The organism is Shouchella sp. JSM 1781072 (genome assembly GCF_041949915.1).
Taxonomy (GTDB): Bacteria; Bacillota; Bacilli; order Bacillales; family Bacillaceae_D; genus Shouchella.
The window spans coordinates 1,482,804-1,504,483 of record NZ_JBHFQE010000001.1 but is presented as its reverse complement, the minus strand read 5'-3'; the positions used below and the strand labels follow the sequence as shown (position 1 = coordinate 1,504,483).

Genomic DNA, 21,680 nt, shown 5'->3' with positions numbered 1-21,680 from the left:
TTATGTCCGTGAAAATTCCTGATGAGAAACTATCAGAAATAAGGAATGCGAGCGATATCGTTGATGTCATCGGTGAGTATGTTCAACTTAAGAAGAATGGGCGCCAATACGGCGGGTTATGTCCTTTTCATGATGAAAAAACGCCGTCTTTTTCTGTCTCAGAAGAAAAACAGGTTTACCATTGTTTTGGTTGTGGAGCTGGCGGGAATGTGTTTACGTTCCTGCAAGAATTAGAAGGCTGGTCGTTTACAAAAACGGTCACCCATCTAGCTGATAAAAATAAGATTTCTTTACCTCAAATCACGCAGCTTTCAGAGGATGTTTCGCAAGTAGATACATCTAAAATAGAAGCAATGAAGAAAGCTCATCAGCTAGCTGCTTCTACGTATCATAGTATTTTTATGTTTACGGAAGAGGGATCTCCAGGTCGTGTATATGCAGAGGAACGTTGGTTTTCTCAAGCTCAAATTGATCATTTTAAAATTGGCTATGCACTAGACGAATGGGAAACCATTTCAAAGGTCCTTGAACAAAATGATTTCGACTTAGAGATCATGGAAGAAGCTGGATTAGTTGCGAAGCGTAAAACAAGCGGATTTTACGATTTATTCCGCAATCGTTTAATTTTTCCAATTTCAGATAATAATGGAGACATTGTTGGTTTTGGTGGAAGAATTATTGGTGAAGGTCAACCAAAATATTTAAATAGTCCAGAGACACCTATTTATCAAAAAGCAAAAACGTTATTTCACATGTATGAAGCGCGACCAATCATTCGAAAGAAAGACCGTGCTTACCTTTTTGAAGGTGCATTCGATGTGATGGCGGCATGGAAGTCAGGAATTGAAAATGCGGTTGCAACCCTCGGAACGGCTTTAAGCCCCGATCATGCGAAGCTTCTTCGCCGAAACGCAGAAGAGATTGTTGTCTGTTTTGATGGTGATAAAGCGGGTCGAGAGGCAATCCGAAAAACAATTCCTTATTTAGAAAAAGTGGGCTGCCGGATTCAAGTTTGTTTGTTACCAGATGGGTATGATCCAGATGACTTTGTGAAAGAATTTGGTTCAGATGCGTTCAAACTTCATTTAGAAGAAGAACTTTTGTCTGTTATGGCTTTTAAGATGCATGATGCCAAGCAAACAAAAAACTTAGAAAATGAAGGAGAACGTCTTAAGTATATTGAAGACATGCTTGAGGAAATCGCAGGCTTAGAGCAATCGATTGAGCAAGAGCACTATTTAAGGCAGTTATCAAACGAATTTAACCTGTCTTTGCACGTTTTGCAACAAGAAATGGAGCGGAAGGAAAAAAAACAGGGGCGTTCAAAACAAGATCAACCTGCCGAACATCGGAAAGAAACGATTAAACCACATCATCATTTCCAAACATCTAGGCCTATGGCTGCGCATATTAAGGCAGAACGGATGCTCCTTGCCCATATGCTACAAGATGAAGAGATGATTTGGAGAGTTACGGAGCGTCTAGAGAGTGGTTTCAATATAGACGAACATGGAGCTCTTTATGCATATTTGTTATCCTTTGTTTCGCAACATCCAGAAAAGGGAATAAATGATTTTATAGAGAGTCTTGAAGATCAAAATCTTGCGAAGTTAGCTGCTTACCTGCTTATGCAAGATATAAAAATCGACTGTACAGATGATGAACTACACGATTACATTAAGAAGATTGAACAATATCCGAAACTATTACAAATTAAAGAAAAGCAACAAGCGGCGCGTTTAGAGCAAGATCCAATTCTTGCCGCGCAAAAGCAAATGGAACTCATACGCGAAAAAAGGGAATTGCTAGGAAAGTAATTCGTCGTTAATTTTGGAAGGAGGGGATCGAGTGGCTGATAAACCGTTACGTCCAGTAACTGAAGGTGATCTATCCATCGATCAAGTAAAAGAACAATTAGTAGAGGTTGGTAAAAAGCGTGGTACATTAACGTATGCCGAAATTACAGAGAAAATGGCTTCGTTTGAACAAGATGCTGACCAAATGGATGAATTTTATGAATACCTTGGAGAGCAAGGTGTGGAACTCTTAAATGAAACGGACGATGAAGTACCATCCATGCAACAAGTCGAAAAAAATGAAGATGAATTCGATTTAAATGATCTTAGTGTCCCTCCTGGTATTAAAATAAACGATCCAGTTCGTATGTACCTTAAAGAAATTGGTCGTGTGCCGCTTCTTTCTGCTGAAGAGGAAATCAATTTAGCAAAACGAATCGAGCAAGGTGATGAAGAAGCGAAGAAGCGTTTAGCAGAAGCGAACTTGCGTCTTGTTGTTTCCATTGCGAAGCGTTATGTAGGAAGAGGCATGCTGTTTCTTGATCTTATTCAAGAAGGCAACATGGGTCTGATTAAAGCGGTTGAAAAGTTTGATTATGACAAAGGCTTTAAATTTAGTACGTATGCAACGTGGTGGATTCGTCAAGCAATTACTCGTGCCATTGCGGACCAAGCGAGAACCATTCGTATTCCAGTGCATATGGTTGAAACCATTAACAAATTAATTCGTGTACAACGTCAGCTTCTTCAAGACTTTGGTAGAGAACCGACGCCAGAAGAAGTTGGAAAAGAAATGGAATTAACGCCAGAAAAAGTTCGAGAAATCCTTAAGATTGCTCAAGAGCCTGTTTCATTAGAAACGCCAATTGGTGAAGAAGATGATTCTCACTTAGGTGACTTCATTGAAGACCAAGAAGCTTTAGCGCCGTCAGATGCAGCTGCGTATGAACTATTAAAAGAACAACTAGAAGACGTGTTGGATACCCTCACGGATCGAGAAGAAAATGTACTTCGCCTTCGCTTTGGCCTTGATGATGGTCGTACGCGCACGCTCGAAGAAGTTGGTAAAGTGTTTGGTGTAACGCGTGAGCGGATCAGACAAATTGAAGCGAAAGCCTTACGCAAATTACGCCATCCAAGTAGAAGTAAACGATTAAAGGATTTCTTAGATTAACAATTGGTGTGCACACGGATTCAGCTTAACTGGGTTCGTGTGCCTTCCTTATTTCTATTTTACTTCTTCTTAAAACGGATTGCAAATCGTTGTTGAGAATTTTCTTATAAATTAACTTGAATTTTTTTCGCTATTTTTGGGAAAAGTAAGATGAAGCCTTTTCATAATGGTGAATTTGGAGTAAACTATAGTAGATTCGTGCTTTTTATACATAAATTAAGGGTTCGTTCTAACGAGAAAGGAGAGCACCTATATGAAAGGTCGTCCGTTAATCCCGTTCGCTATTATCGCACTACTTGGGATCGTACTTATGGTTGCGATGTCTGCAATTGGCGTAGATCAACGTGCTAGTATGGATGAAGAAGAGGAAGAACCAGTAGACATCGGGGATCCGGTTGAATATGGACAAGGTATCGTTGAGAGTTCATGTATAAGTTGCCATGCAAATGATTTAGGTGGTACCGCAAGTGCACCAGCGATTAACGATTTAGAGGGAGAATTATCTCACGATGAAATCGTTGACATTGTGACGAACGGTCAAGGAAACATGCCTGCATTTGGCTCTTCACTACAACCGGAAGAAATTGATGCAGTCGCCGATTACTTATTATCATTATCGGAATAGGAGAGCGGGGGGATAACCCTTGCTTTTTTCTTTTGGAAGGAGAAACAATCGCTTTGAATACGAATCAATTGTCTCGCAGACTTGAACGTGTGGCGTACTATGCGGAAGGCTACCAATCTTTGGCGGATATTGGCTCAGACCATGCTTACTTACCATGTTATTTATGCTTGAGAGATGCTGGTCTTCATGCCATTGCTGGAGAAATAAATGAAGGTCCGTATCAGTCTGCACGTAAACAAGTAGAGCTGTCGCGTTTAGAAAATCAGATCGAAGTAAGAAAAGGAAGCGGCTTAGAAGTTATAAACGATAACGAACAGGTCGACGTAATCACGGTCGCAGGTATGGGAGGACCGCTTATTGCTTCTATTTTAGAACTTGGATTGGAAAAACTTACAGGTAGTCAGCGGTTGGTTTTGCAGCCGAATGTAGCTTCACAAGCTGTACGTGAGTGGCTGATGTCCCATCAATTTAACATTGTCGCTGAAGAAATTATTGAAGAAGATGATAAAATTTATGAGATTGTAGTCGCTGAAAAAAGTGACTCTCTTGTAACGTATACAGAGGTAGAGTTGATGATGGGTCCTCTGTTAATTCAAAATCATACAGAGGTTTTTAAAAAGAAATGGACGCAAGAAAAAAATAGTTGGGAACGTGTGTTAAAACAATTAAAGCAGGGAACGGAAACGATAGAGCTTTCAAATAAAAAAGAAGCGTTAAAACGTAAGATTGACATGGTTGAGGAGGTATTTGTGTGACACTTACAGGGAAAGACGTCATAAAGGAATTTGAACGGTTTTCACCGAAAGCGTACGCTGTTGAAGGCGATCGAAATGGATTGATGGTAGGTACGTTAAATAAGCCAGTTCAACATGTGATGATTGCCCTTGATGTACTTGAAGAAACGATGAACGAGGCAATTGAGCAAAAAGTTGACTTAATTATTGCCCACCATCCATTACTATTTAGACCTTTGAAACAAATAAATTTGGATACAGCAATGGGGCGAATTGTTCAAAAAGCAATTCAACATGAAATAACGATCTATGCCGCACATACAAATCTTGATGTTGCATCTGGAGGTGTGAACGATTTATTAGCGAATGCGCTACACATCCAATCGCCAGAGGTGCTCGTACCAACTTATAAAGAAGATATGTTCAAGTTTGTGGCTTTTGTTCCAAAAACCCATGGCGATGCAATTCGAGAATCGTTAGGAGAAGTGGGAGCAGGTTTTATTGGAGAATACAGCCATTGTTCGTTTTCTTCAATTGGTGAAGGGACGTTTCGTCCAACTGAGCGTGCCAATCCTTATTTAGGTGAGAACAATAAACAAGAAGTGGTAGAGGAAGAACGGATTGAAACGATTGTCCCGAAACACTTAACGACGTCCGTGATTGAAGCATTCGTTTCAGCTCATCCGTATGAAGAACCAGCGTATGATCTTTATCCACTTGAAGAACCTTCCGTAACGCTCGGGTTAGGTAGAGTGGGCAAAATTCCTCAAGCTCAAACGTTACGTGAGTACGTGGATGTAGTGAAAAAAGCACTCAGTGTTGAGAATGTCCGTGTTGTCGGAAATTTAGATAAGAAAATTAACAGAGTAGCCGTATTAGGCGGAGATGGGAATAAGTATGTTAATCAAGCATTGCGTAAAGGTGCGGATGTACTTGTGACTGGTGATCTTTATTATCATGTTGCGCAAGATGCGAAAATGGATGGAATGACAATTATTGATGCAGGTCATCATATTGAAGCCATTATGAAAAAAGGTGTCGCCGAAGAACTACAAAAACGATTTGAGGGGAAAGAGCTGAAGATTTCCGCTTCGAAAAATAGTACAGATCCTTTTCAATTCATGTGACATCGTAACAGAAGAAAGCGCTAATGCAGGTTATCTACATTAGCGCTTTTTATCGTTTATTTCTTTACGCGTACTTTTGGGAGGATTTTTTCAATCGGTACTTTTTTCGTCGTATCCCACGTTGTTTCATTTTCAGGTTCATAGTTTTCAATAAATGTGATGACTTCTTTCGTGATCGGTGTTGGCGTTGAAGCACCTGAAGTGACACCAACTTTTTTTGCATCCTTAATCCAATCCAAGTTTAGCTGTGATAAATCACCAATACGGTATGCGGGTGTACCTGCAATCTGTTGTGAAACTTGTGCTAAACGGTTGGAGTTATTGCTTTTCGGGTCACCAACTACAATGACAACATCACATTGTGACGCTTGTTCTGCAACTGCTTCTTGACGAACTTGAGTCGCTAAACAAATTTCATTGTGTACTTCAGCTTTAGGATACAGCTCCATAGCACGTTTCATAATGTCGGAAACGTCCCACTGACTCATTGTTGTTTGGTTTGTGATAATAATATCACGATCATCCAACGTTAACGCTTCAAGATCATCCATTGTTTCAACAAGGTGAACGGCATCTGGTGCAACGCCTACTGCGCCTTCTGGTTCAGGGTGGCCTTGTTTACCAACATAAATGAACTGATGACCTTCTTCTGCTTTTTCGCGAATTAAATCGTGTGTTCTTGTTACATCTGGGCACGTAGCATCAATGCACGTTAGCCCTTTTTCTTTAGCAAGTCGACGCACTTCTGGAGATACACCGTGTGCGGTAAAAATTACGGTACCGTGGGTCACTTCCTTAAGAATTTCTAACCGGTTCGGTCCATCTAAAGAAATAATGCCATCTTCTTCAAATGCATCCGTAACGTGTTGATTGTGGACAATTTGCCCAAGTATATAAAGAGGTCTCGGCAAGTCCAAATTTTGCGCAGCTTGACGTGCCATAACCATCGCGTCTACAACGCCATAACAATAGCCTCTAGGTGAAATTTTTAATACGTCCATAAAAGTCCATGGCCTCCTATTAAAAACAGGCTTCCATAAAAAAAGAAAGCCGTGTTTTGATTCATCTTCTATTGTAAAGGAGATACGCGCAGGTGACAATCAAGACGCGTTATTAATTTGCTTCTTCTAGCAAATTTGTGTCGATAAATTCATATGCTTGCTCTTCGGAATATTTTTGCACAACTGCAAGTTCGCTTGCTACCATTTGTCTAGCTTTCTGTAAATGGTGGCGATCTTGGATATGGAGACCATTCGAACGCTCGGTTTGCTTTTTTGAAAGCGAAGATACAAGGTGAGCTGCATCGATGATACTTCCTGTTTTAAGTAAGTTTTCTGTGTCTCGAGAAAACTGACTTGAAGACAGGGGAATTTCAGGGCCTGATTTTAATGCATCTGCTACTTGAGTGACTTCAGAGGAGGAGATGACCTTTCTAAGTCCGGATTCATCAATCCGCGATTCTTGAAGCATAAGTGTTACATCAACGAGTGGAAAATGCAAAATATAATATGACTGTGTTTCTCCTAAAACACTCTTCTCTTCAATTTCTTGGATCTTTCCGGCCCCATGATAAGGGTAAACAACGTTGTCTCCGACTTTAAACATGGACATTCCTCCAATCGATTTATACATGTCAGTATAGCACATTTGAAGGCAAATATCAAATTATACTATCGTTATAGGAAGCTTGTCAACAACTAAAATTTGATTTATATATAAAGTTTTGGAAGCGATTCCCCGGAAGGTGGTTGCTTTTGTTTAGTAGCCGAAGTTGTGTTCGCAATTGATTGATTTGATGGACGATCAAGCACGGGTGTTTCATTTTGAATACCGTCCGCTTGCTGATTAGAAGCTTGGTCTGAACGAGCAGTAGTCGATTCTGCACTTGTCTGCATCTGTTGACCGGATGATGGCTGTCTCATCGATCGCATCATTCGCCAAAGAGTGGGAACATTTTTAACAAATGGTCCGTATTGTTGAATCATAGGGGCGACTTGCTGGGTAATGCCCATAACCCGTTGTGTATTTTCTAAAATGGTAGCAAAGTTTAACCCTCCAGATGCACTTCCTAATGCTTGACTGGTAATCCGACCACCTCCGAGTAGACGAGCTAAGATTCCGCCGCCACGGGAAGCGCCTGATACAGCATGTTGGATGGGGGCGGATGCCATTGATGCTGTCGGCTGCATAAAATGAGTTGCTGTTCCTAATAATCGACTTGAACCACTTGATAATGGTTGCATAGGGATCGAGCTGGCAGGTGGTCCATAATATGGCTGCATGACAATGTCCTCCTACAATGATCTAATAATATAGACTATGCGAAAAACGGGCGTATTGTGCGTATTTTGACCTTGGACTTGCTCGTGAATTATGATAAAATGAACTATTGCATGAAGGAACTGGAAAAGAGGAAATGAATAATGAATGCAGAAAATTTTTTAAGACTAGGAATTACGGATAAATTGCAGCAAGCGCTTGTTGATGCCAATATAGCTAAACCAACAGAAATACAAGAACGCCTTATACCGGCTATCTTAAACGGTAAAGACGTTATTGGACAATCGCAAACAGGAACTGGAAAAACGTTCGCTTTCTTATTGCCAATTGTTGAGAAGTTAAAAAGGGAACAAGAGCAGGTTCAAGCCATTATAACGGCTCCAACTAGAGAACTTGCAACACAATTATATAATGAGGTAGCGAAGCTCATTAAACCGTTTGAAGGTGGAGTCTCTGCTCAACTTTATGTTGGTGGTACGGACCGTCAAAAACAGCTGGACCGCTTAAAAACGAAACAACCACATATTGTTGTTGGGACACCAGGTAGAATTAATGATTTAATTCAGCAAAATGCGCTACTTGCGTATACGGCTACAACGCTTGTGGTTGATGAGGCAGATCAAATGCTTGATATGGGCTTCATTGAAGATGTCGATAAAGTCGCAGGGAAAATGGCGGACCAGCTACAGATGCTTGTATTTTCAGCGACGATTCCAGAAAAGCTTCAACCGTTCTTAAAGAAATATATGACGCAGCCACGCCACGTTCATGTACAGCCTGAAGCTTTGGCTGCTAAGGCGGTCAAACACCAGCTGGTCCCTGTTCGTCACAAAGAAAAGCTAACCGTGTTAAAAGAATTGGTACGTAACATTAATCCTTATTTAGCGATAGTATTTGTAAACACAAAAGAGCAAGCGGATATTGTAGCAGATGAACTAGCAAAAGAAGGATTAAACATCGAACGACTTCATGGTGGACTTGCTTCACGCGAGCGTAGAAAAGTGATGAAAAAAGTAGATGATGCCAGTGTGCAGTATTTAGTTGCTTCTGATCTTGCAGCTAGAGGCATGGATATTAAAGGTGTTACTCATGTCATTAACTACGAATTTCCTGCAGATTTAGATTTTTATGTTCATCGAGTAGGTCGTACCGCTCGTGCAGGCGCAGATGGTCTTGCGATGTCTCTATTTGAAAAAACGGACGAGTATGCATGTGGCAAACTTGCAAGCAAAGGAATTCCATTCACGTTTGTGGAGTTCAAAGATGGAGAATGGCAGCAAGTTAAAGGGCCTATCGGTAGTGGTGGCTTTTCGCAAAAAAAACCAGCTACTAATGAAAAAAGACAGTCAAATTCAGCCTCGAAATCGCAGCCACAAGAAAGAACTGGTGGAAAAGCAAAAGCCAAAGCGAAAAAAGTTAAACCTGCATACAAACGAAAAGCGCGTGTCGCGCAGGAAAAGAAACATCGAAGAGATAATAAAGCACGTTCCCGTAAAAGCAAGTAAAGGAGAGTTCAGATAATGTCTTTGTTATTAGGATCACATGTATCGATGAGTGGAAAAAAGATGTTGCTTCAATCGAGTGAAGAAGCGGCTGCTTATGGTGCGAACACGTTTATGATTTACACAGGTGCACCGCAAAACACGCGACGTAAAGCAATTGAAGAGTTGAATATTGAAGCTGGAAAACAGCACATGGAAGAGCATGGTATTCGTGACATTGTCGTTCATGCACCTTACATTATAAATATTGCAAACACGCAGAAGCCCGAAACGTTTAAACTAGGTGTGGATTTCTTACGTTCAGAGATTGAACGGACAGAAGCTCTTGGTGCGAAACAAATTGTCTTGCACCCTGGAGCGCACGTAGGTGCTGGTCCGGAAGCTGGAATTAAGAAGATTATCGAAGGATTAAACGAAGTCTTAACAGAAAAAAGAGATGTGCAAATTGCGCTTGAAACAATGGCCGGTAAAGGTTCTGAATGTGGACGGACATTTGAAGAACTGGCTGAGATCATTGCGGGAGTCACGCATAACGAACGATTATCTGTTTGTTTTGATACATGTCATACGCATGATGCTGGCTACAATCTTGTGGAAGACTTTGACGGCGTATTAGAGTCTTTTGACAAAATTATTGGTGCTGATCGAATAAAAGTTGTTCACGTTAATGATTCAAAAAATGAACGACACGCGCAAAAAGACCGACATGAAAACATTGGACATGGATATATTGGTTTAAAGGCACTTGATTATATTGTTCATCATGATCAGTTTAAAGATGTCCCAAAAATTTTAGAAACGCCGTTTATCGGGGTTGACAAAAAAGACCGTAAGCCACCTTATGAGCACGAAATTGCGTTATTAAGAAGAGAGCGGAGCGATCTTATCGAAAAATAATAAAAAGAGCACCTCTAGTTTGAAAAAACGAGGTGCTCTTTTTATTATCTAATGGTAAAATAATGGCAAGAAACCATTTAAAGCATATGGTTGTATTTCTGGAACAGCTGGGAAACGGTTGAAGAAACATAGGAATCTGTTTCTTTTGTTAATTGATAAATAATGGATTCGACTTGTTTTTTATTTCCAACATTAATGGTTTGTTGCCGTAAAATGCGAAGGACGCTATCTGCCTGTTCACTTGATAATGGGTAACCTTGTTTCTCGGCAAGTTGCATAAATTCTTCTTTACTAATTGAATTAATTTTTTGGTTCACGAGCTGTTGCATGATGAAGTTCATGATGGCACCGCTCCTTAAAATAGAAAGTCTCTTTTACTGTATGTTGTGAAAGAAAAAACAGAACAAAAAAAGGAGTTAACGTCTCTTTTCACGAATAAGAGTAAAATATAGGAGATTCGGAAAAGTGTTTTATTATTTGTTATTCTGATTAATGATAAGGGGGGCCAGAAGATCTATGAACCAAAACCAGCTTTACAAAAATGGCCCTAATAGGAGTACTGATATGTTGCACAAAGAGATAATTGGAAAGCAAGACTATCGTAATCAAACGATGTTCACGCTTATTGAAGAGTTAAATTTACCATATTTAAAAGTAGATCAAACGTTGAAAGTTTTATCTTGGAATGAAATGTTTAGTTTTTTAACAGACATTAAAAAAGAAGAACTTCAACATTCTTCACTCAAAGAGTTAGCGATCAGTCATGATATTGCAGAGTTTTTTCTTAATCAACTTGAACTCAGCTCTAAATATGTGCAAATCACAAAAAATATTTATGAGAATGAGGGAAGTGTACTTAATATTACTTTTATTCCAGAAGTGGAAAATGAGCGTGTCTGTTATTTTATTATGTTAGAAGATTTATCTTTGCAAACGAAATATGAGGAATTATTGACGTTTCAACACCAAATGCAAGCGGTGTCTCATATTGCTGCTAGTGTTGCCCATGAATTGCGTAACCCGCTTTCAGTTATCAAAGGCTTTTTACAGCTATCGCATTTAACGTGTGATTTTCAAAAATATTACAACACCATCATCTCTGAGCTTAATCGAATGAACATTATCATTGAAGACTTTTTATCCGTTTCTCGAAAAAAATCAAACCGAAAATGGCAATCCCCCTCTAACCTCATCCAGTCATTAGTGGAATTAATGAAAGCGGAGTGTCTGTTGCACAGTGTGGAGCTACAGGTAAATTTTGATAAGTCCTTTGCGCTATGCTATGTGAACGAATCGATGTTTAAACAAGTGATGCTCAATTTACTTAGAAACGCGATTGAAGCATTTGATGAGCGCGCTTCCTACAAGTATTTAAAAGTATCAAGCAAGGAAGTAGGGGAGTTTGTACATATTGAATTAATTGATAATGGCAAAGGCATGCCTAAAGAAGTTGTTGAACAACTCGGGAAACCTTTTTTTACGACGAAAGAAAAAGGAACGGGTGTCGGTATTCCACTATGTAAAAAAATCGTTGAAGACCATGGTGGTCATTTTTATGTCTCAAGTGAACGTGATGTGGGGACAAAAGTTGTGATTACGTTTCCTTTGCTTGTCTAACAAGACTTTTTGGATGTAGCCTTATTATAGGCTTTTTGTTTGTTGGAAGATCTTAGCGCTTGACGTTCGTATCGATATCGTCTATTCTACTTTGGAGCTAAAGGAGGAGGACGTTTGTATGGAACGAAACCGAAAAAAGCTTATTTTATTATGTTTATTAGGACCTGTTATTGGCCTATTTTTATATACAAATCATCTTACAAATGGACAACTGGAGGAACGTGCTTATGGTAATTCCTATGATCCATTAGAAGAAGATTATGAGCATATTAAAGAAGAGATTACCATGTTTCATGATGGGTCGTTGGACTCTCTTCCTTCATATGAAGATAACAAACATGCATGGGAAGATGCTGAACAGCTTGGTGGCTTTCTTCATGAAGAGAGTGAAGGGCACTTCGAAGAGCGTTGGGGCATGTATCTTGGACTTATCGCTGAGCAAGAAGATGTAGATCCGTTTCTTGTTTACGAACTTCTAAAAGTTGAAAGTGGCCATACGTTTGATGAGAATGCGATCGGACCAGAAACAAAGTATGGGCATGCTTATGGTATGGCACAATTTATGACGAATACCGCACCGTGGATTGCAGATATGGCGAGTTTAGATTATGAAAAAGACTATTTATTTAATCCCTATTACGCCATTCATTTATCGGTACAGTACTTGTCGTTTTTGCATGACCAATATGACAATTGGGATCAAGCTTTAACTGCATATCATCGAGGAATGGGCGGGATGCAAGCCTATATAGCAGAAAATGGACATGCTAAAAGCGAATACGCAGTGACAATTCAAAAACAAGCAAAAACCCATGACCTCTTTTAAAAAACGGCCAACGTGCCGTTTTTGTTTTGTTAAAAATGCAGAAACATGGCTGGACAAATGAGAAAAAAAGAGTATAATAGGTTGAAGATAAATCGGAATCATTCTGAATAGGGGGATGGAAATGATTCGCGAAAACTATGTTTCCTTAGAGAATATAACATTTGCTTACGGGCGACGTCCGGTACTCAGTGACGTTTCATTAACAATAAAAAAAGGTGATTTCCTTGGATTGGTTGGTCCGAATGGATCTGGGAAGTCAACATTAATAAAAATGATGCTTGGCTTACTGCGACCAACAGAAGGTACGGTCAAAGTATTTGATGACTCGATAGAGCATTTTCATCAATGGGACCGTATTGGCTATGTGTCACAAAAAGCAAATAGCTTTAGCAGTGGTTTTCCTGCCACTGTTTACGAAGTTGTATCAATGGGCTTGTTCGGAAAAGTAGGGCTTTTTCGTTTCATGAAGAAAAAGCATAAAGAAATGGTGTTCCGTGCTGTTGAGCAAGTAGATATGACGGAGTACTTGTATGAAAATATCGGAGAACTTTCTGGTGGTCAACAGCAACGTGTCTTTATTGCGCGAGCGCTCGTGAGCGACCCAGATTTGCTGATTCTTGATGAACCGACGGTGGGAATTGATGCGAAAAGCGTTGCATCGTTTTATGGCTTGCTGCACGAATTAAATCGTGATTTAGGAAAAACCCTTCTATTAATTTCTCATGATATCGGGGCGATGACGGATCATGTAAACAAAGTAGCTTGCTTAAACCGGACAATCCATTTTCACGGAAAAACCGAAGAATTTGCTGCGAAAAAAGACAAGCTGGATTTTTATGGACATGATGTTCATTTGTTAACCCACAGTCATGAAGGAGTCCACCATGCTTAATGCTTTTTTAACTTATGATTTTCTGCAATATGCGTTATTGACTGGTGTAATGATTGGGTTACTTGCTCCTTTATTAGGAGTCTTTTTAGTTGTGAGAAGAATGTCTTTAATTGCAGATGCTTTATCGCACATCACCTTATCTGGTATTGCTTTTAGTCTCTTGCTCGGAAGCTATATTCCGTTTATGCAAGGGGTTAACCCGCTTTATATGGGGATGGTCTTTTCAGTAAGTGGGTCACTCTTTATGGAGAAATTACGACAAGTGTATGTGCATTATAAAGAGATTGCCATTCCAATTATCATGTCGGCTGGTATAGGATTAGGCGTTGTATTTATTTCGATGGCTAATGGATTTAACACAGATTTATTAAATTATTTATTTGGGTCTGTAATTGCTGTTAACCGCAGTGACTTTATTACAATTACAGTTATTACTGTTGTTGTACTATTTATTTTGATCATTTTTTATAAAGAATTATTCTTTCTATCATTTGATGAAGAGCAAGCGCGTGTATCAGGGGTTAATCGACGTCTCGTTCATTTAATTTTTATGGTTATGGTTGCGCTTGTTATCGCGGCTTCAATGCGAGTAGTGGGAATTTTACTCGTCTCTGCTTTAATGACTTTACCTGTTGCGAGCGCAATGCGATTCGCGAAAGGGTTTAAGCAATTGTTCTTTTACGCAGTTATTTTTGGAGAAGTTGCAGTAATTGGCGGCCTAATGCTTGCATTTCAGCTGAATTTAGCTCCAGGTGGAGTGATTGTACTTCTAGCAGTATTGATCTTATTATTTTCCATCTTATTTGGTCGAAATCGTGCAAAGCAAGGGCGCTTTCCGTTGAAAAAAAGAACGCAACCTACTAGCCAATCCGAATAAAATTCGTTACACTAAAAAGCAAGAAGTCAAAGAAGAGGGTTGATTGAATGGATGTTTCACATGCACTTAATCGCTTAAAAGAAAAAGGGTACAAGTATACAGATAAACGAGAAGACATGCTGCGTTTGTTCGCAAATGATTCTCGCTACATGACCGCTAAAGATGTATTGGAAAATATGCATGACCAATACCCTTCATTAAGTTTTGATACGATTTACCGTAATTTATCGTTGTTCGCTGATTTGGATTTATTAGAAACAACGGAGCTCGAGGGTGAAAAACGATTTCGATTTAGTTGTCGAACATCAGAACACCATCACCATTTAATTTGCTTAGATTGTGGGAAAACAGAGCACTTTCATAATTGTCCAATGGACGAGGAGTTATTCAATCGGTTTCCTAACTTTCAAGTCACTGGTCATAAATTTGAAATTTATGGCATGTGTCAAGCTTGTCAACAGTAAACATAAAAGTAGAGATGGCTACGCGGCATCTCTGCTTTTTTTTGCGCGCATAATTCCCATCTTTTACGCGTTATGAGATCAAACGCTTGGGAGAACCTATAAACACAAGGGGGGATTAGATGTCACCAGTTGTAATGTGTAACGTTTCAAGCTGTCTCCATTGGAAAGAAGAAAACCAGTGTGGTGCAGATAAGATTTTGGTCCAAACGGATAAATTGGAGTCTTCCTATGACATGGAAACAAGTGAAGAATTAGGAACAGATGAGTTAGGTGAAGTGAAAAAGAGTGAAGAAACATGCTGTCACACGTTTGAACCTAAGCATTAATAAAAACTCTCTAGTCATCGCACTAGAGAGTTTTATTTTTTATCCACGACTCAACCCAGGCCTCAGCTTCTGTCCAATTTGTCACGCGAATGACTTGTTCAGGTACCGGTAAACGATTGTATGGCGTATCAAACAAAATAACGGGAATCCTGCATTCTTCGGCAATCATGACCGCATTGTCATGTTTATCTTCAAAAAAGATTTCGACGTTTTGTTCTTTAACAGCTTCAATCTTATTATGGTGACCAATGAGTTCAACATGTTGAAAAGGAATGTCGTTCTTCTTTAACCAATCGAGTGTAATGGCTTTGTATTGCTTTTTGCGAGCTGTAATAAAAATAAGGTCGTGATCTACGTTCCATTTACTTAGAATTTGATCGACCTTCTTAATAAGTGGCGCATTGCTGTATATCGTCGGTTCATTTTTTAACATCCACTTCCAAAAATCGGCTTCTTCTATATTTAATAAATTAGATAGGTCGTACTCAGAAATGTCATCTAGTTTAAAGCTTGTATTAAAATCTTGGTTAATATAGGGAATAAACGTTGCAGGATCTGTAATGGTTCCGTCAATATCAAAACCTAATCGTCTTTTCATTGTTTGCACCTCGTATGATTTCATAAGAATGTTTGCGTCAGAAAGAGAAATACTACACCTAAGAAAGGGGGATTTATGATGAGTGATCAGCAAAAGAAAAAGCATAAACAACCATTAACATTGGTTGATAAAGATGATCCTTCATTAACTTTTTTAAACACACATGTTGATGGACACGACGGTGAAAAAGGTTCCGAGTATGTTTATGATGCCAAAGAAAAACAAGATTATCATGAAGAATACGCCAATGAATTTACGCCAGATGATTTAAATGAAGGCGAAGATTATGGTGACAGTAGCGCTGGAAAAGGAATTGGAACGATGGGCATCGTTTTCGCCATCACTTCATTATTTTTAGTACCGCTTCTATTAGGCCCAATTGGGATTATATCAGGCATTATCGCGATTGTAAAAGGACGGAAATCATTGGGGATATGGGCGATCGTAATTGGCGCCATTTCTGTATTATCCACATTGATTATTACTCCGTTTTTATAAATAGGAAAAACCGACTCCCGAGAGAGTCGGTTTTGCTTTAATTAAGTTGTTCTTCTCGTTGTTTTGCGTAATGCGCTTCTGCCATTTTATCGATTTCTTTTTTAAGTTCATCGACCATCGTTTCTTCTGGTACTTTACGGACAATTTCACCTTTCATGAAGAGAAGGCCTTCTCCGCGTGCACCGGCAATCCCGATGTCTGCTTCTCGAGCTTCACCAGGTCCGTTTACTGCGCATCCGAGGACGGCAACTTTAATCGGCGCTTTTACGCTGGCGATATACTCTTCCACTTCATTTGCAATACTAATGAGGTCAATTTCGATTCGACCACATGTAGGACAAGAAATAAGTGTAGCAGCGTTAGCAGCTAGACCAAAGGATTTAAGCAACTCTCGTGCTACTTTTACTTCTTCAACAGGATCTGCAGAAAGAGAAATACGTAATGTGTTTCCAATCCCCATATTGAGTAAAATGCCGATACCGGCAGCACTTTTTACTGTTCCAGCAAAAAGAGTACCAGACTCTGTAATTCCTAAATGAAGAGGATAATCAAAAGCTTGACTTGCTTTATCATACGCTTCAACTGCTAAATGCACATCAGATGCTTTCATTGAAACAATGATGTCATGGAAATCGAGGTCTTCAAGGATTTTAATATGGTGAAGGGCGCTTTCAACCATGGCGTCAGCCGTTGGATAACCATATTTTTCTAAAAGATGGCGCTCAAGCGAACCGGCGTTCACACCGATCCGAATCGGAATGCCTTTTTCTTTGGCAGCTTTAACAACCGCTTCAACATTTTCGCGCTTTCCGATGTTTCCTGGGTTGATACGGATTTTATCCGCTCCACCTTCTATAGCTTTTAATGCGAATTTATAATTGAAGTGGATGTCTACTACTAAAGGAATATTAATTCTTTTTTTGATTTCGGCTATGGCTTCTGCAGCGCGCATATCTGGACAAGCAACCCGAACAACTTGGCAGCCTGCTTCCTCAAGTCTTTCAATTTCCGCAACGGTAGCATCAACATCATGAGTCTTTGTTGTTGTCATACTTTGGATGATTACTTCATCATTACCGCCAATCGTTAAATTTCCCACTTTAACGGGACGAGTATTTTTTCGATGAACTCTTTCGGTCATAGACCATATCGCTCCTTTGCGGGGCATCGTGCCCGTCTTTTTCTCCACTTTAGTGAAGACACATGCTTATTTTATCAATCACTTGTGCAATCTGGCAAGGAAATTCACTTATTGTTTCGTATAAAGTGGAAAACGATAGGTCTGCCCAATTTGAATCTCATTTGGATTAATTCCATCATTTAACACCGAAAAATCGGCTAATATTTCTTGGATGGATTGATCAACTTGTCCGTTATGCAGTCGCTCGACAATCGACAGAACGGTTTGTCCACTTTCAATTATGACTTCTTGAGAGGGGATAGGAGGTGGGTCCTCTTCTGTTTGATTTGTTTGTGCTTCTGATGTGTTGTCATCCTGTTGGACTAAGTTTGACAATGTTGAGCCTGTTAAATCGTTTTGGATACCTAAAATAACGATAATCGCGATCGCAAGATAAACAAGGCGCTTCAACAGTCGTCACACTCCTTCATAGAAACATCGTCTCATGTTTCTTCAGCTATTCATATGTATTCAAGGTTTGTGCAAATATTCCTGCACCTTCTAACTCGTTAAGTTTCCTTCATTTATACATAGTTGAAACAAAACATACACAGTATTAAACAGTAAACTAGGACTTTCGTAGCTTTTCTGAAAGCTGGTAAAAAGGTAACGTTTGATATAGGAAAGCATGAAAGGTGGAATCCTAATTGAATCGAGCTTTAAAACTATTTGGTATTTTCATGACATTCATTTTAATTACTCATTTTAGTGTAAATGTAGCAAACGCAGATGCTGCTCCTGGAGATGTGGTTGTGACATTAGGTCAAGATTTATCGAAACAGCAGGCCAACGAGATCTTAAGTCGGATGAATGTGGATGAAAATGTTCCAACTCTGTATGTGACGAATGAAGAAGAACATAAATATTTAGGTGACTATATTAGCGCGCAAACAATCGGAAGTCGTGCTTTATCCTCTTCAAAAATTACGTTAGGCGAAACAGATACAGGCATTCATGTAACCTCTGATCATATTACATGGGTTACGAATGAGATGTATGCAAATTCTTTAATTACAGCAGGGATTAAAGATGCTGAAGTACATGTGACGGCTCCGTTTGATGTGTCAGGTACAGCGGCTTTAACCGGGCTAATTAAAGCGTATGAATCTGCGACTGACCAAGTAATCCCTGAAGAGCAAAAAAACGTTGCAAATGAAGAAATGATCCGTACGGCAGAGCTTGGAGATTCAATCGGAGAAGAAGAAGCGGCGGAACTTATAACCTTAATTAAAGAAGAAATTGCGTCAACATCAATTGAATCTGAAGAGGAAATGAAAACCATTATTATTCAACTAGCAGAAGAAATTAATGTGACGCTCACTGAAACACAAGTGAATGATCTATCTGCGTTGTTCATGAAAATGAAAGAATTGAATATTGACTGGGACGCCGTTTCAAGCCAAATTGATAAAGTTCGTGAAAACCTTAGTGGCTTTCTAGAAAGTGACGAAGCACGCTCATTTTTCGACAGAATGATAGAGGCAGGAAAAAGTTTTTTCAATTCCATTCGCAGCTTTTTTAGTTCATAATAGGGGGATAACCCCCTATTTTTGTTTTTTGAAACTTTTTTTAGGGAAGACACGTAAAAAGGAAAGAATCGTTAAATCATAAGAATGGAGGTCACTATCTTGATTGACTGGTTAGATTCAGCAACTGTTGGATTTCTTGTTGTAACAATTGGGACATTGTTTTTAATAGGAGAACTCCTCGTTCGAGCTAGAGGTCTTTTTGGCTTACTCGGACTCGGATTAATAAGTGTATATTTCTTGCACCACTTAAATGGAGATGCAAGCACGTGGGTCATCATCTTCTATTTAATTGGACTCGCGCTCATTATTTTTGATGGAAATGTGACATCAGATGGTACCATTGCAGCGATTGGTGTACTGTTTATGATTATTGGATTAGCTGTACCGGCTCCAGACATGGTATACAGCATTCTTGTTGGTATGGGTACTGTAATTGGTGCATTTGCATCGCTCCTTTTCTTGAAAGTATTTCCGCACAGAAATATGTGGTCGAAAATGACGTTGAAAGAATCCCTTTCTTCAGAAGCTGGCTACAATTCAATTAATGAAGGGTATAAAGAACTAGTTGGAAAAAAAGGCAAAGCATTAACCGCATTTCGACCAACTGGTACAGTGGAAATTGATGGTGAACCGTATAGTGCAACAAGTGGAAGTGTTTGGATTGAAGCGGAGACAGAAGTGGACGTTGTATCTGTTGATGGTACAAGAATTTTAGTCAGACGTGCAGAACAAAAACAACAAACTCAACCAGAAGAAGAAAACTAGAATCAGCTTGCTTTGAGCAAGCTGACTTTTTTATGTTTCAAACATGATTCGATCTAAGACAACGTGAGCATTTTTGAGTGGTAGCATGGAACAACAATGTTGAAATTCAATGAAATGGGGATTAATTTTACTTTTTGTGGAAAAGTAATGGGAGTTTAAAGATTTGTTCGGGTTGCTTTGTAAAAAAAGTGTAAAGATATTTAAAAGCTTGTTTACAAATTCTTTGTGATCGTTTAATAATAGATTCGGAACATCATTGTTGAGGTTTGTCGAAATGAAAACCTACATGAGTTTTTTTATGAAGGGATGAGATGAGTGAGCGAGTTTCAAGTATTGCTGTTTACGTTCCTAGGGGGGATCGGAATCTTCCTGTTTTCCGTAAAGTATATGGGAGACGGGTTGCAGAAAACAGCAGGAGACGGATTAAGAGGGTTATTAGATAAATACACAACCAATCCTTTTATGGGTCTACTTTCAGGTATTGTTGTAACGATTTTACTGCAAAGTAGCACGGCAACAACCGTATTAACAATTGGTCTTGTAAACGCAGGGTTTATGACGTTAAGACAAGCAATTGGTGTTATTATGGGTGCAAATATTGGTACAACAACAACCGCATTTATCATTGGTTTGCCGATTCGTGAGTACGCTTTGCCTATTATGGCAGTCGGAGCCTTTTTACTTTTCTTCTTTAAGAAGAAACGCGTAAACGCGATTGGGCAAGTAATCTTTGGTTTTGGTGGACTATTTTATGGTCTTAGCTTAATGGGTCAAAGTCTACGTCCATTAGCTGGATGGGAACCGTTCGTCGACTTTACAGCGCGAATGAGTGATAATCCATTATTAGGTGTTGTGGTCGGTGTCATTCTAGCTGTTGCCTTGCAAAGTTCTACAGCTGCCATAGGGTTAGTCCAGCAATTGTATGAACAAGGAGCAATGGATTTATCAGCTGCTTTACCGGTCTTAATTGGTGATAATATTGGGACGACCTTAACAGCCGTTTTAGTAGCAATTGGTGCAACGGTTGCGGCACGACGAGCAGCGTTAACCCATGTCGTATTTAACTTGTTTGGCGCCATTTTGGTTATGTCTGTCTTCCCGTTCTTTGTATCGTTTGTAGACTTTTTAGGGAACCAATTTAATTTAAGTAATACTCTTGAAATCGCCGCTGCGCACGGTGTTTACAATGTAGCGAATGTCATTATTCAATTCCCATTAATTGGTGTGCTGGCTTACGTTGTAACAAAACTTGTTCCAGGTCAAGAGCTTGATTTGGATTACAAACCAAAACATTTAGATCCTGTTTTCATAGGAAGCTCACCGGCTATTGCGCTTGGACAAGCCAAGCAAGAAGTGATTCACATGGCCGACTACTCGAAAAAAGGGTTAAAACAAGCAATTAAGTATATGGAGACAGGTGAGAAGAAAGATGCAGATCTTGCACTTCAATACGAACTTGCGATTAATAATCTGGACAAAGAGATTACCGACTACCTTGTAAAAGTATCATCCCGTTCTCTTTCTGCATCGGATTCGAACCTACATTCAACGTTATTGAATGCTGTTCGTGATATAGAGCGTATTGGCGATCATATGGAAAACATCGTTGAACTAAAAGATTATCAAAAAGCAAACAAAGTAGCCTTGTCTGATATTGCGTTAAAGGATTTAAATGAAATGTTTAATTTAACGTATTCAACATTGGAAGAAGCAATGGATTCTCTTGAAAAAGATGATATTGATAAAGCAAATGATGTGTTAAAACACGAAGAGTTAATTGATAAAATGGAAAGAAAGCTCCGGAAACAACATATTAAACGTATGAACGACGGAGAATGCTCAGGTGCAGCAGGGATTATCTTCGTAGATATTATCTCAAACCTTGAGCGAATCGGTGATCATTCTGTAAACATTGCAGAAGCGGTTATTGATGAGCAGTAAGAAAGATCGGGCTAAGCCCGATCTTTTTTAAA

Annotated in this window: 24 protein-coding genes; 17 read left to right on the top strand and 7 right to left on the bottom strand. The window is 39.4% G+C overall.

What is annotated here, in order from left to right:
• Positions 1-2 precede the first annotated feature (2 nt).
• The 5 genes from dnaG to ACE1TH_RS07995 all read left to right on the top strand — a co-directional run bounded on the left by dnaG (position 3) and on the right by ACE1TH_RS07995 (position 5,456).
• Positions 3-1,817, top strand: a complete 1,815-nt coding sequence (gene dnaG, locus ACE1TH_RS08015; RefSeq protein ID WP_099300416.1) for a DNA primase — start codon at positions 3-5, stop codon at positions 1,815-1,817.
• A gap of 31 nt (positions 1,818-1,848) precedes the next feature.
• Positions 1,849-2,970 carry an RNA polymerase sigma factor RpoD gene (gene rpoD, locus ACE1TH_RS08010; RefSeq protein ID WP_099300417.1) on the top strand — a complete coding sequence of 374 codons (1,122 nt, stop codon included), beginning with the start codon at positions 1,849-1,851 and terminating at the stop codon, positions 2,968-2,970.
• Positions 2,971-3,223: 253 nt separating this feature from the next.
• Entirely contained in the window at positions 3,224-3,595 is a 372-nt protein-coding gene (locus tag ACE1TH_RS08005; protein ID WP_099300418.1) for a c-type cytochrome, read from the top strand.
• 32 nt (positions 3,596-3,627) lie between these two features.
• Positions 3,628-4,350, top strand: coding sequence for a tRNA (adenine(22)-N(1))-methyltransferase (locus ACE1TH_RS08000; protein WP_375078687.1), 723 nt, complete (start codon positions 3,628-3,630; stop codon positions 4,348-4,350).
• Positions 4,341-5,456 (top strand): Nif3-like dinuclear metal center hexameric protein, encoded by a 1,116-nt coding sequence (locus ACE1TH_RS07995; RefSeq protein ID WP_375078802.1) that lies wholly within the window; start codon positions 4,341-4,343, stop codon positions 5,454-5,456. Before ACE1TH_RS08000 ends, ACE1TH_RS07995 begins: the two co-directional genes overlap by 10 nt.
• A gap of 56 nt (positions 5,457-5,512) precedes the next feature.
• Here ACE1TH_RS07995 and ACE1TH_RS07990 read toward each other — a convergent pair whose 3' ends face one another.
• The 3 genes from ACE1TH_RS07990 to vrrA all read right to left on the bottom strand — a co-directional run bounded on the left by ACE1TH_RS07990 (position 5,513) and on the right by vrrA (position 7,738).
• Complete coding sequence (locus ACE1TH_RS07990) at positions 5,513-6,457, bottom strand: 4-hydroxy-3-methylbut-2-enyl diphosphate reductase (protein ID WP_099300420.1); 945 nt, start codon at positions 6,455-6,457, stop codon at positions 5,513-5,515.
• Between the two features lie 112 nt (positions 6,458-6,569).
• Positions 6,570-7,061 (bottom strand): CarD family transcriptional regulator, encoded by a 492-nt coding sequence (locus ACE1TH_RS07985; protein ID WP_099300421.1) that lies wholly within the window; start codon positions 7,059-7,061, stop codon positions 6,570-6,572.
• A gap of 104 nt (positions 7,062-7,165) precedes the next feature.
• Positions 7,166-7,738: a VrrA/YqfQ family protein gene (gene vrrA / locus ACE1TH_RS07980; protein ID WP_255225076.1), complete on the bottom strand. Its 573-nt coding sequence runs from the start codon at positions 7,736-7,738 to the stop codon at positions 7,166-7,168.
• A 141-nt stretch (positions 7,739-7,879) separates the two neighbouring features.
• On the opposite strand from vrrA, the gene ACE1TH_RS07975 reads away from it, so the two are divergent.
• Positions 7,880-9,241, top strand: coding sequence for a DEAD/DEAH box helicase (locus tag ACE1TH_RS07975; protein WP_255225077.1), 1,362 nt, complete (start codon positions 7,880-7,882; stop codon positions 9,239-9,241).
• Positions 9,242-9,256: 15 nt separating this feature from the next.
• Positions 9,257-10,135, top strand: a complete 879-nt coding sequence (locus ACE1TH_RS07970; RefSeq protein ID WP_099300424.1) for a deoxyribonuclease IV — start codon at positions 9,257-9,259, stop codon at positions 10,133-10,135.
• Positions 10,136-10,212: 77 nt separating this feature from the next.
• Here the strand turns inward: ACE1TH_RS07970 and ACE1TH_RS07965 are convergent, their stop codons facing one another.
• Positions 10,213-10,476: a DUF2624 family protein gene (locus tag ACE1TH_RS07965; RefSeq protein WP_099300425.1), complete on the bottom strand. Its 264-nt coding sequence runs from the start codon at positions 10,474-10,476 to the stop codon at positions 10,213-10,215.
• Positions 10,477-10,699: 223 nt separating this feature from the next.
• Between ACE1TH_RS07965 and ACE1TH_RS07960 the strand changes: the two genes are divergently transcribed.
• The 6 genes from ACE1TH_RS07960 (at position 10,700) to ACE1TH_RS07935 (ending at position 15,137) form a co-directional block, all read left to right on the top strand.
• Positions 10,700-11,752 (top strand): two-component system sensor histidine kinase NtrB, encoded by a 1,053-nt coding sequence (locus ACE1TH_RS07960; protein ID WP_176554192.1) that lies wholly within the window; start codon positions 10,700-10,702, stop codon positions 11,750-11,752.
• 118 nt (positions 11,753-11,870) lie between these two features.
• Positions 11,871-12,578, top strand: a complete 708-nt coding sequence (locus ACE1TH_RS07955) for a lytic transglycosylase domain-containing protein (protein ID WP_099300427.1) — start codon at positions 11,871-11,873, stop codon at positions 12,576-12,578.
• A gap of 121 nt (positions 12,579-12,699) precedes the next feature.
• Positions 12,700-13,470 (top strand): metal ABC transporter ATP-binding protein, encoded by a 771-nt coding sequence (locus tag ACE1TH_RS07950; RefSeq protein ID WP_373454082.1) that lies wholly within the window; start codon positions 12,700-12,702, stop codon positions 13,468-13,470.
• Positions 13,463-14,347, top strand: a complete 885-nt coding sequence (locus ACE1TH_RS07945) for a metal ABC transporter permease (RefSeq protein WP_375078686.1) — start codon at positions 13,463-13,465, stop codon at positions 14,345-14,347. The genes ACE1TH_RS07950 and ACE1TH_RS07945 overlap by 8 nt, the downstream gene beginning before the upstream one ends.
• A 47-nt stretch (positions 14,348-14,394) precedes the next feature.
• Complete coding sequence (locus tag ACE1TH_RS07940; protein ID WP_099300430.1) at positions 14,395-14,811, top strand: Fur family transcriptional regulator; 417 nt, start codon at positions 14,395-14,397, stop codon at positions 14,809-14,811.
• Between the two features lie 119 nt (positions 14,812-14,930).
• Complete coding sequence (locus ACE1TH_RS07935) at positions 14,931-15,137, top strand: DUF1540 domain-containing protein (RefSeq protein WP_099300431.1); 207 nt, start codon at positions 14,931-14,933, stop codon at positions 15,135-15,137.
• 22 nt (positions 15,138-15,159) lie between these two features.
• On the opposite strand, the gene ACE1TH_RS07930 is transcribed toward ACE1TH_RS07935, so the two are convergent.
• The gene (locus ACE1TH_RS07930) at positions 15,160-15,735 is read right to left on the bottom strand and encodes a hypothetical protein (protein ID WP_375078685.1); all 576 of its coding nucleotides are present in this window, start codon (positions 15,733-15,735) and stop codon (positions 15,160-15,162) included.
• A 78-nt stretch (positions 15,736-15,813) separates the two neighbouring features.
• On the opposite strand from ACE1TH_RS07930, the gene ACE1TH_RS07925 reads away from it, so the two are divergent.
• The gene (locus ACE1TH_RS07925; protein WP_099300433.1) at positions 15,814-16,233 is read left to right on the top strand and encodes a hypothetical protein; all 420 of its coding nucleotides are present in this window, start codon (positions 15,814-15,816) and stop codon (positions 16,231-16,233) included.
• Between the two features lie 37 nt (positions 16,234-16,270).
• Here ACE1TH_RS07925 and ispG read toward each other — a convergent pair whose 3' ends face one another.
• Positions 16,271-17,374, bottom strand: a complete 1,104-nt coding sequence (gene ispG / locus ACE1TH_RS07920; protein ID WP_099300434.1) for a flavodoxin-dependent (E)-4-hydroxy-3-methylbut-2-enyl-diphosphate synthase — start codon at positions 17,372-17,374, stop codon at positions 16,271-16,273.
• 108 nt (positions 17,375-17,482) lie between these two features.
• The gene (locus ACE1TH_RS07915) at positions 17,483-17,824 is read right to left on the bottom strand and encodes a hypothetical protein (RefSeq protein WP_099300435.1); all 342 of its coding nucleotides are present in this window, start codon (positions 17,822-17,824) and stop codon (positions 17,483-17,485) included.
• A 236-nt stretch (positions 17,825-18,060) separates the two neighbouring features.
• Between ACE1TH_RS07915 and ACE1TH_RS07910 the strand changes: the two genes are divergently transcribed.
• From ACE1TH_RS07910 to ACE1TH_RS07900, 3 genes are all read left to right on the top strand, one after another.
• A complete protein-coding gene (locus tag ACE1TH_RS07910) occupies positions 18,061-18,942 on the top strand; it encodes a DUF1002 domain-containing protein (protein ID WP_375078684.1) in 882 nt (293 codons plus the stop codon).
• Positions 18,943-19,041: 99 nt separating this feature from the next.
• The gene (locus tag ACE1TH_RS07905; RefSeq protein ID WP_099300436.1) at positions 19,042-19,707 is read left to right on the top strand and encodes an NfeD family protein; all 666 of its coding nucleotides are present in this window, start codon (positions 19,042-19,044) and stop codon (positions 19,705-19,707) included.
• A 315-nt stretch (positions 19,708-20,022) separates the two neighbouring features.
• Positions 20,023-21,648 carry a Na/Pi cotransporter family protein gene (locus ACE1TH_RS07900; protein WP_375078683.1) on the top strand — a complete coding sequence of 542 codons (1,626 nt, stop codon included), beginning with the start codon at positions 20,023-20,025 and terminating at the stop codon, positions 21,646-21,648.
• Positions 21,649-21,680 lie beyond the last annotated feature (32 nt).

Excerpts from the sequence above, each read along its gene's own strand:
- dnaG (WP_099300416.1), top strand. The coding sequence starts at position 3 with ATGTCCGTGAAAATTCCTGATGAGAAACTATCAGAAATAAGGAATGCG.
- ACE1TH_RS08005 (WP_099300418.1), top strand. The coding sequence starts at position 3,224 with ATGAAAGGTCGTCCGTTAATCCCGTTCGCTATTATCGCACTACTTGGG.
- ACE1TH_RS07990 (WP_099300420.1), bottom strand. The coding sequence starts at position 6,457 with ATGGACGTATTAAAAATTTCACCTAGAGGCTATTGTTATGGCGTTGTA.
- ACE1TH_RS07985 (WP_099300421.1), bottom strand. The coding sequence starts at position 7,061 with ATGTTTAAAGTCGGAGACAACGTTGTTTACCCTTATCATGGGGCCGGA.
- vrrA (WP_255225076.1), bottom strand. The coding sequence starts at position 7,738 with ATGCAGCCATATTATGGACCACCTGCCAGCTCGATCCCTATGCAACCA.
- ACE1TH_RS07975 (WP_255225077.1), top strand. The coding sequence starts at position 7,880 with ATGAATGCAGAAAATTTTTTAAGACTAGGAATTACGGATAAATTGCAG.
- ACE1TH_RS07970 (WP_099300424.1), top strand. The coding sequence starts at position 9,257 with ATGTCTTTGTTATTAGGATCACATGTATCGATGAGTGGAAAAAAGATG.
- ACE1TH_RS07965 (WP_099300425.1), bottom strand. The coding sequence starts at position 10,476 with ATGAACTTCATCATGCAACAGCTCGTGAACCAAAAAATTAATTCAATT.
- ACE1TH_RS07960 (WP_176554192.1), top strand. The coding sequence starts at position 10,700 with ATGTTGCACAAAGAGATAATTGGAAAGCAAGACTATCGTAATCAAACG.
- ACE1TH_RS07955 (WP_099300427.1), top strand. The coding sequence starts at position 11,871 with ATGGAACGAAACCGAAAAAAGCTTATTTTATTATGTTTATTAGGACCT.
- ACE1TH_RS07950 (WP_373454082.1), top strand. The coding sequence starts at position 12,700 with ATGATTCGCGAAAACTATGTTTCCTTAGAGAATATAACATTTGCTTAC.
- ACE1TH_RS07945 (WP_375078686.1), top strand. The coding sequence starts at position 13,463 with ATGCTTAATGCTTTTTTAACTTATGATTTTCTGCAATATGCGTTATTG.
- ACE1TH_RS07940 (WP_099300430.1), top strand. The coding sequence starts at position 14,395 with ATGGATGTTTCACATGCACTTAATCGCTTAAAAGAAAAAGGGTACAAG.
- ACE1TH_RS07935 (WP_099300431.1), top strand. The coding sequence starts at position 14,931 with ATGTCACCAGTTGTAATGTGTAACGTTTCAAGCTGTCTCCATTGGAAA.
- ACE1TH_RS07930 (WP_375078685.1), bottom strand. The coding sequence starts at position 15,735 with ATGAAAAGACGATTAGGTTTTGATATTGACGGAACCATTACAGATCCT.
- ACE1TH_RS07925 (WP_099300433.1), top strand. The coding sequence starts at position 15,814 with ATGAGTGATCAGCAAAAGAAAAAGCATAAACAACCATTAACATTGGTT.
- ispG (WP_099300434.1), bottom strand. The coding sequence starts at position 17,374 with ATGACCGAAAGAGTTCATCGAAAAAATACTCGTCCCGTTAAAGTGGGA.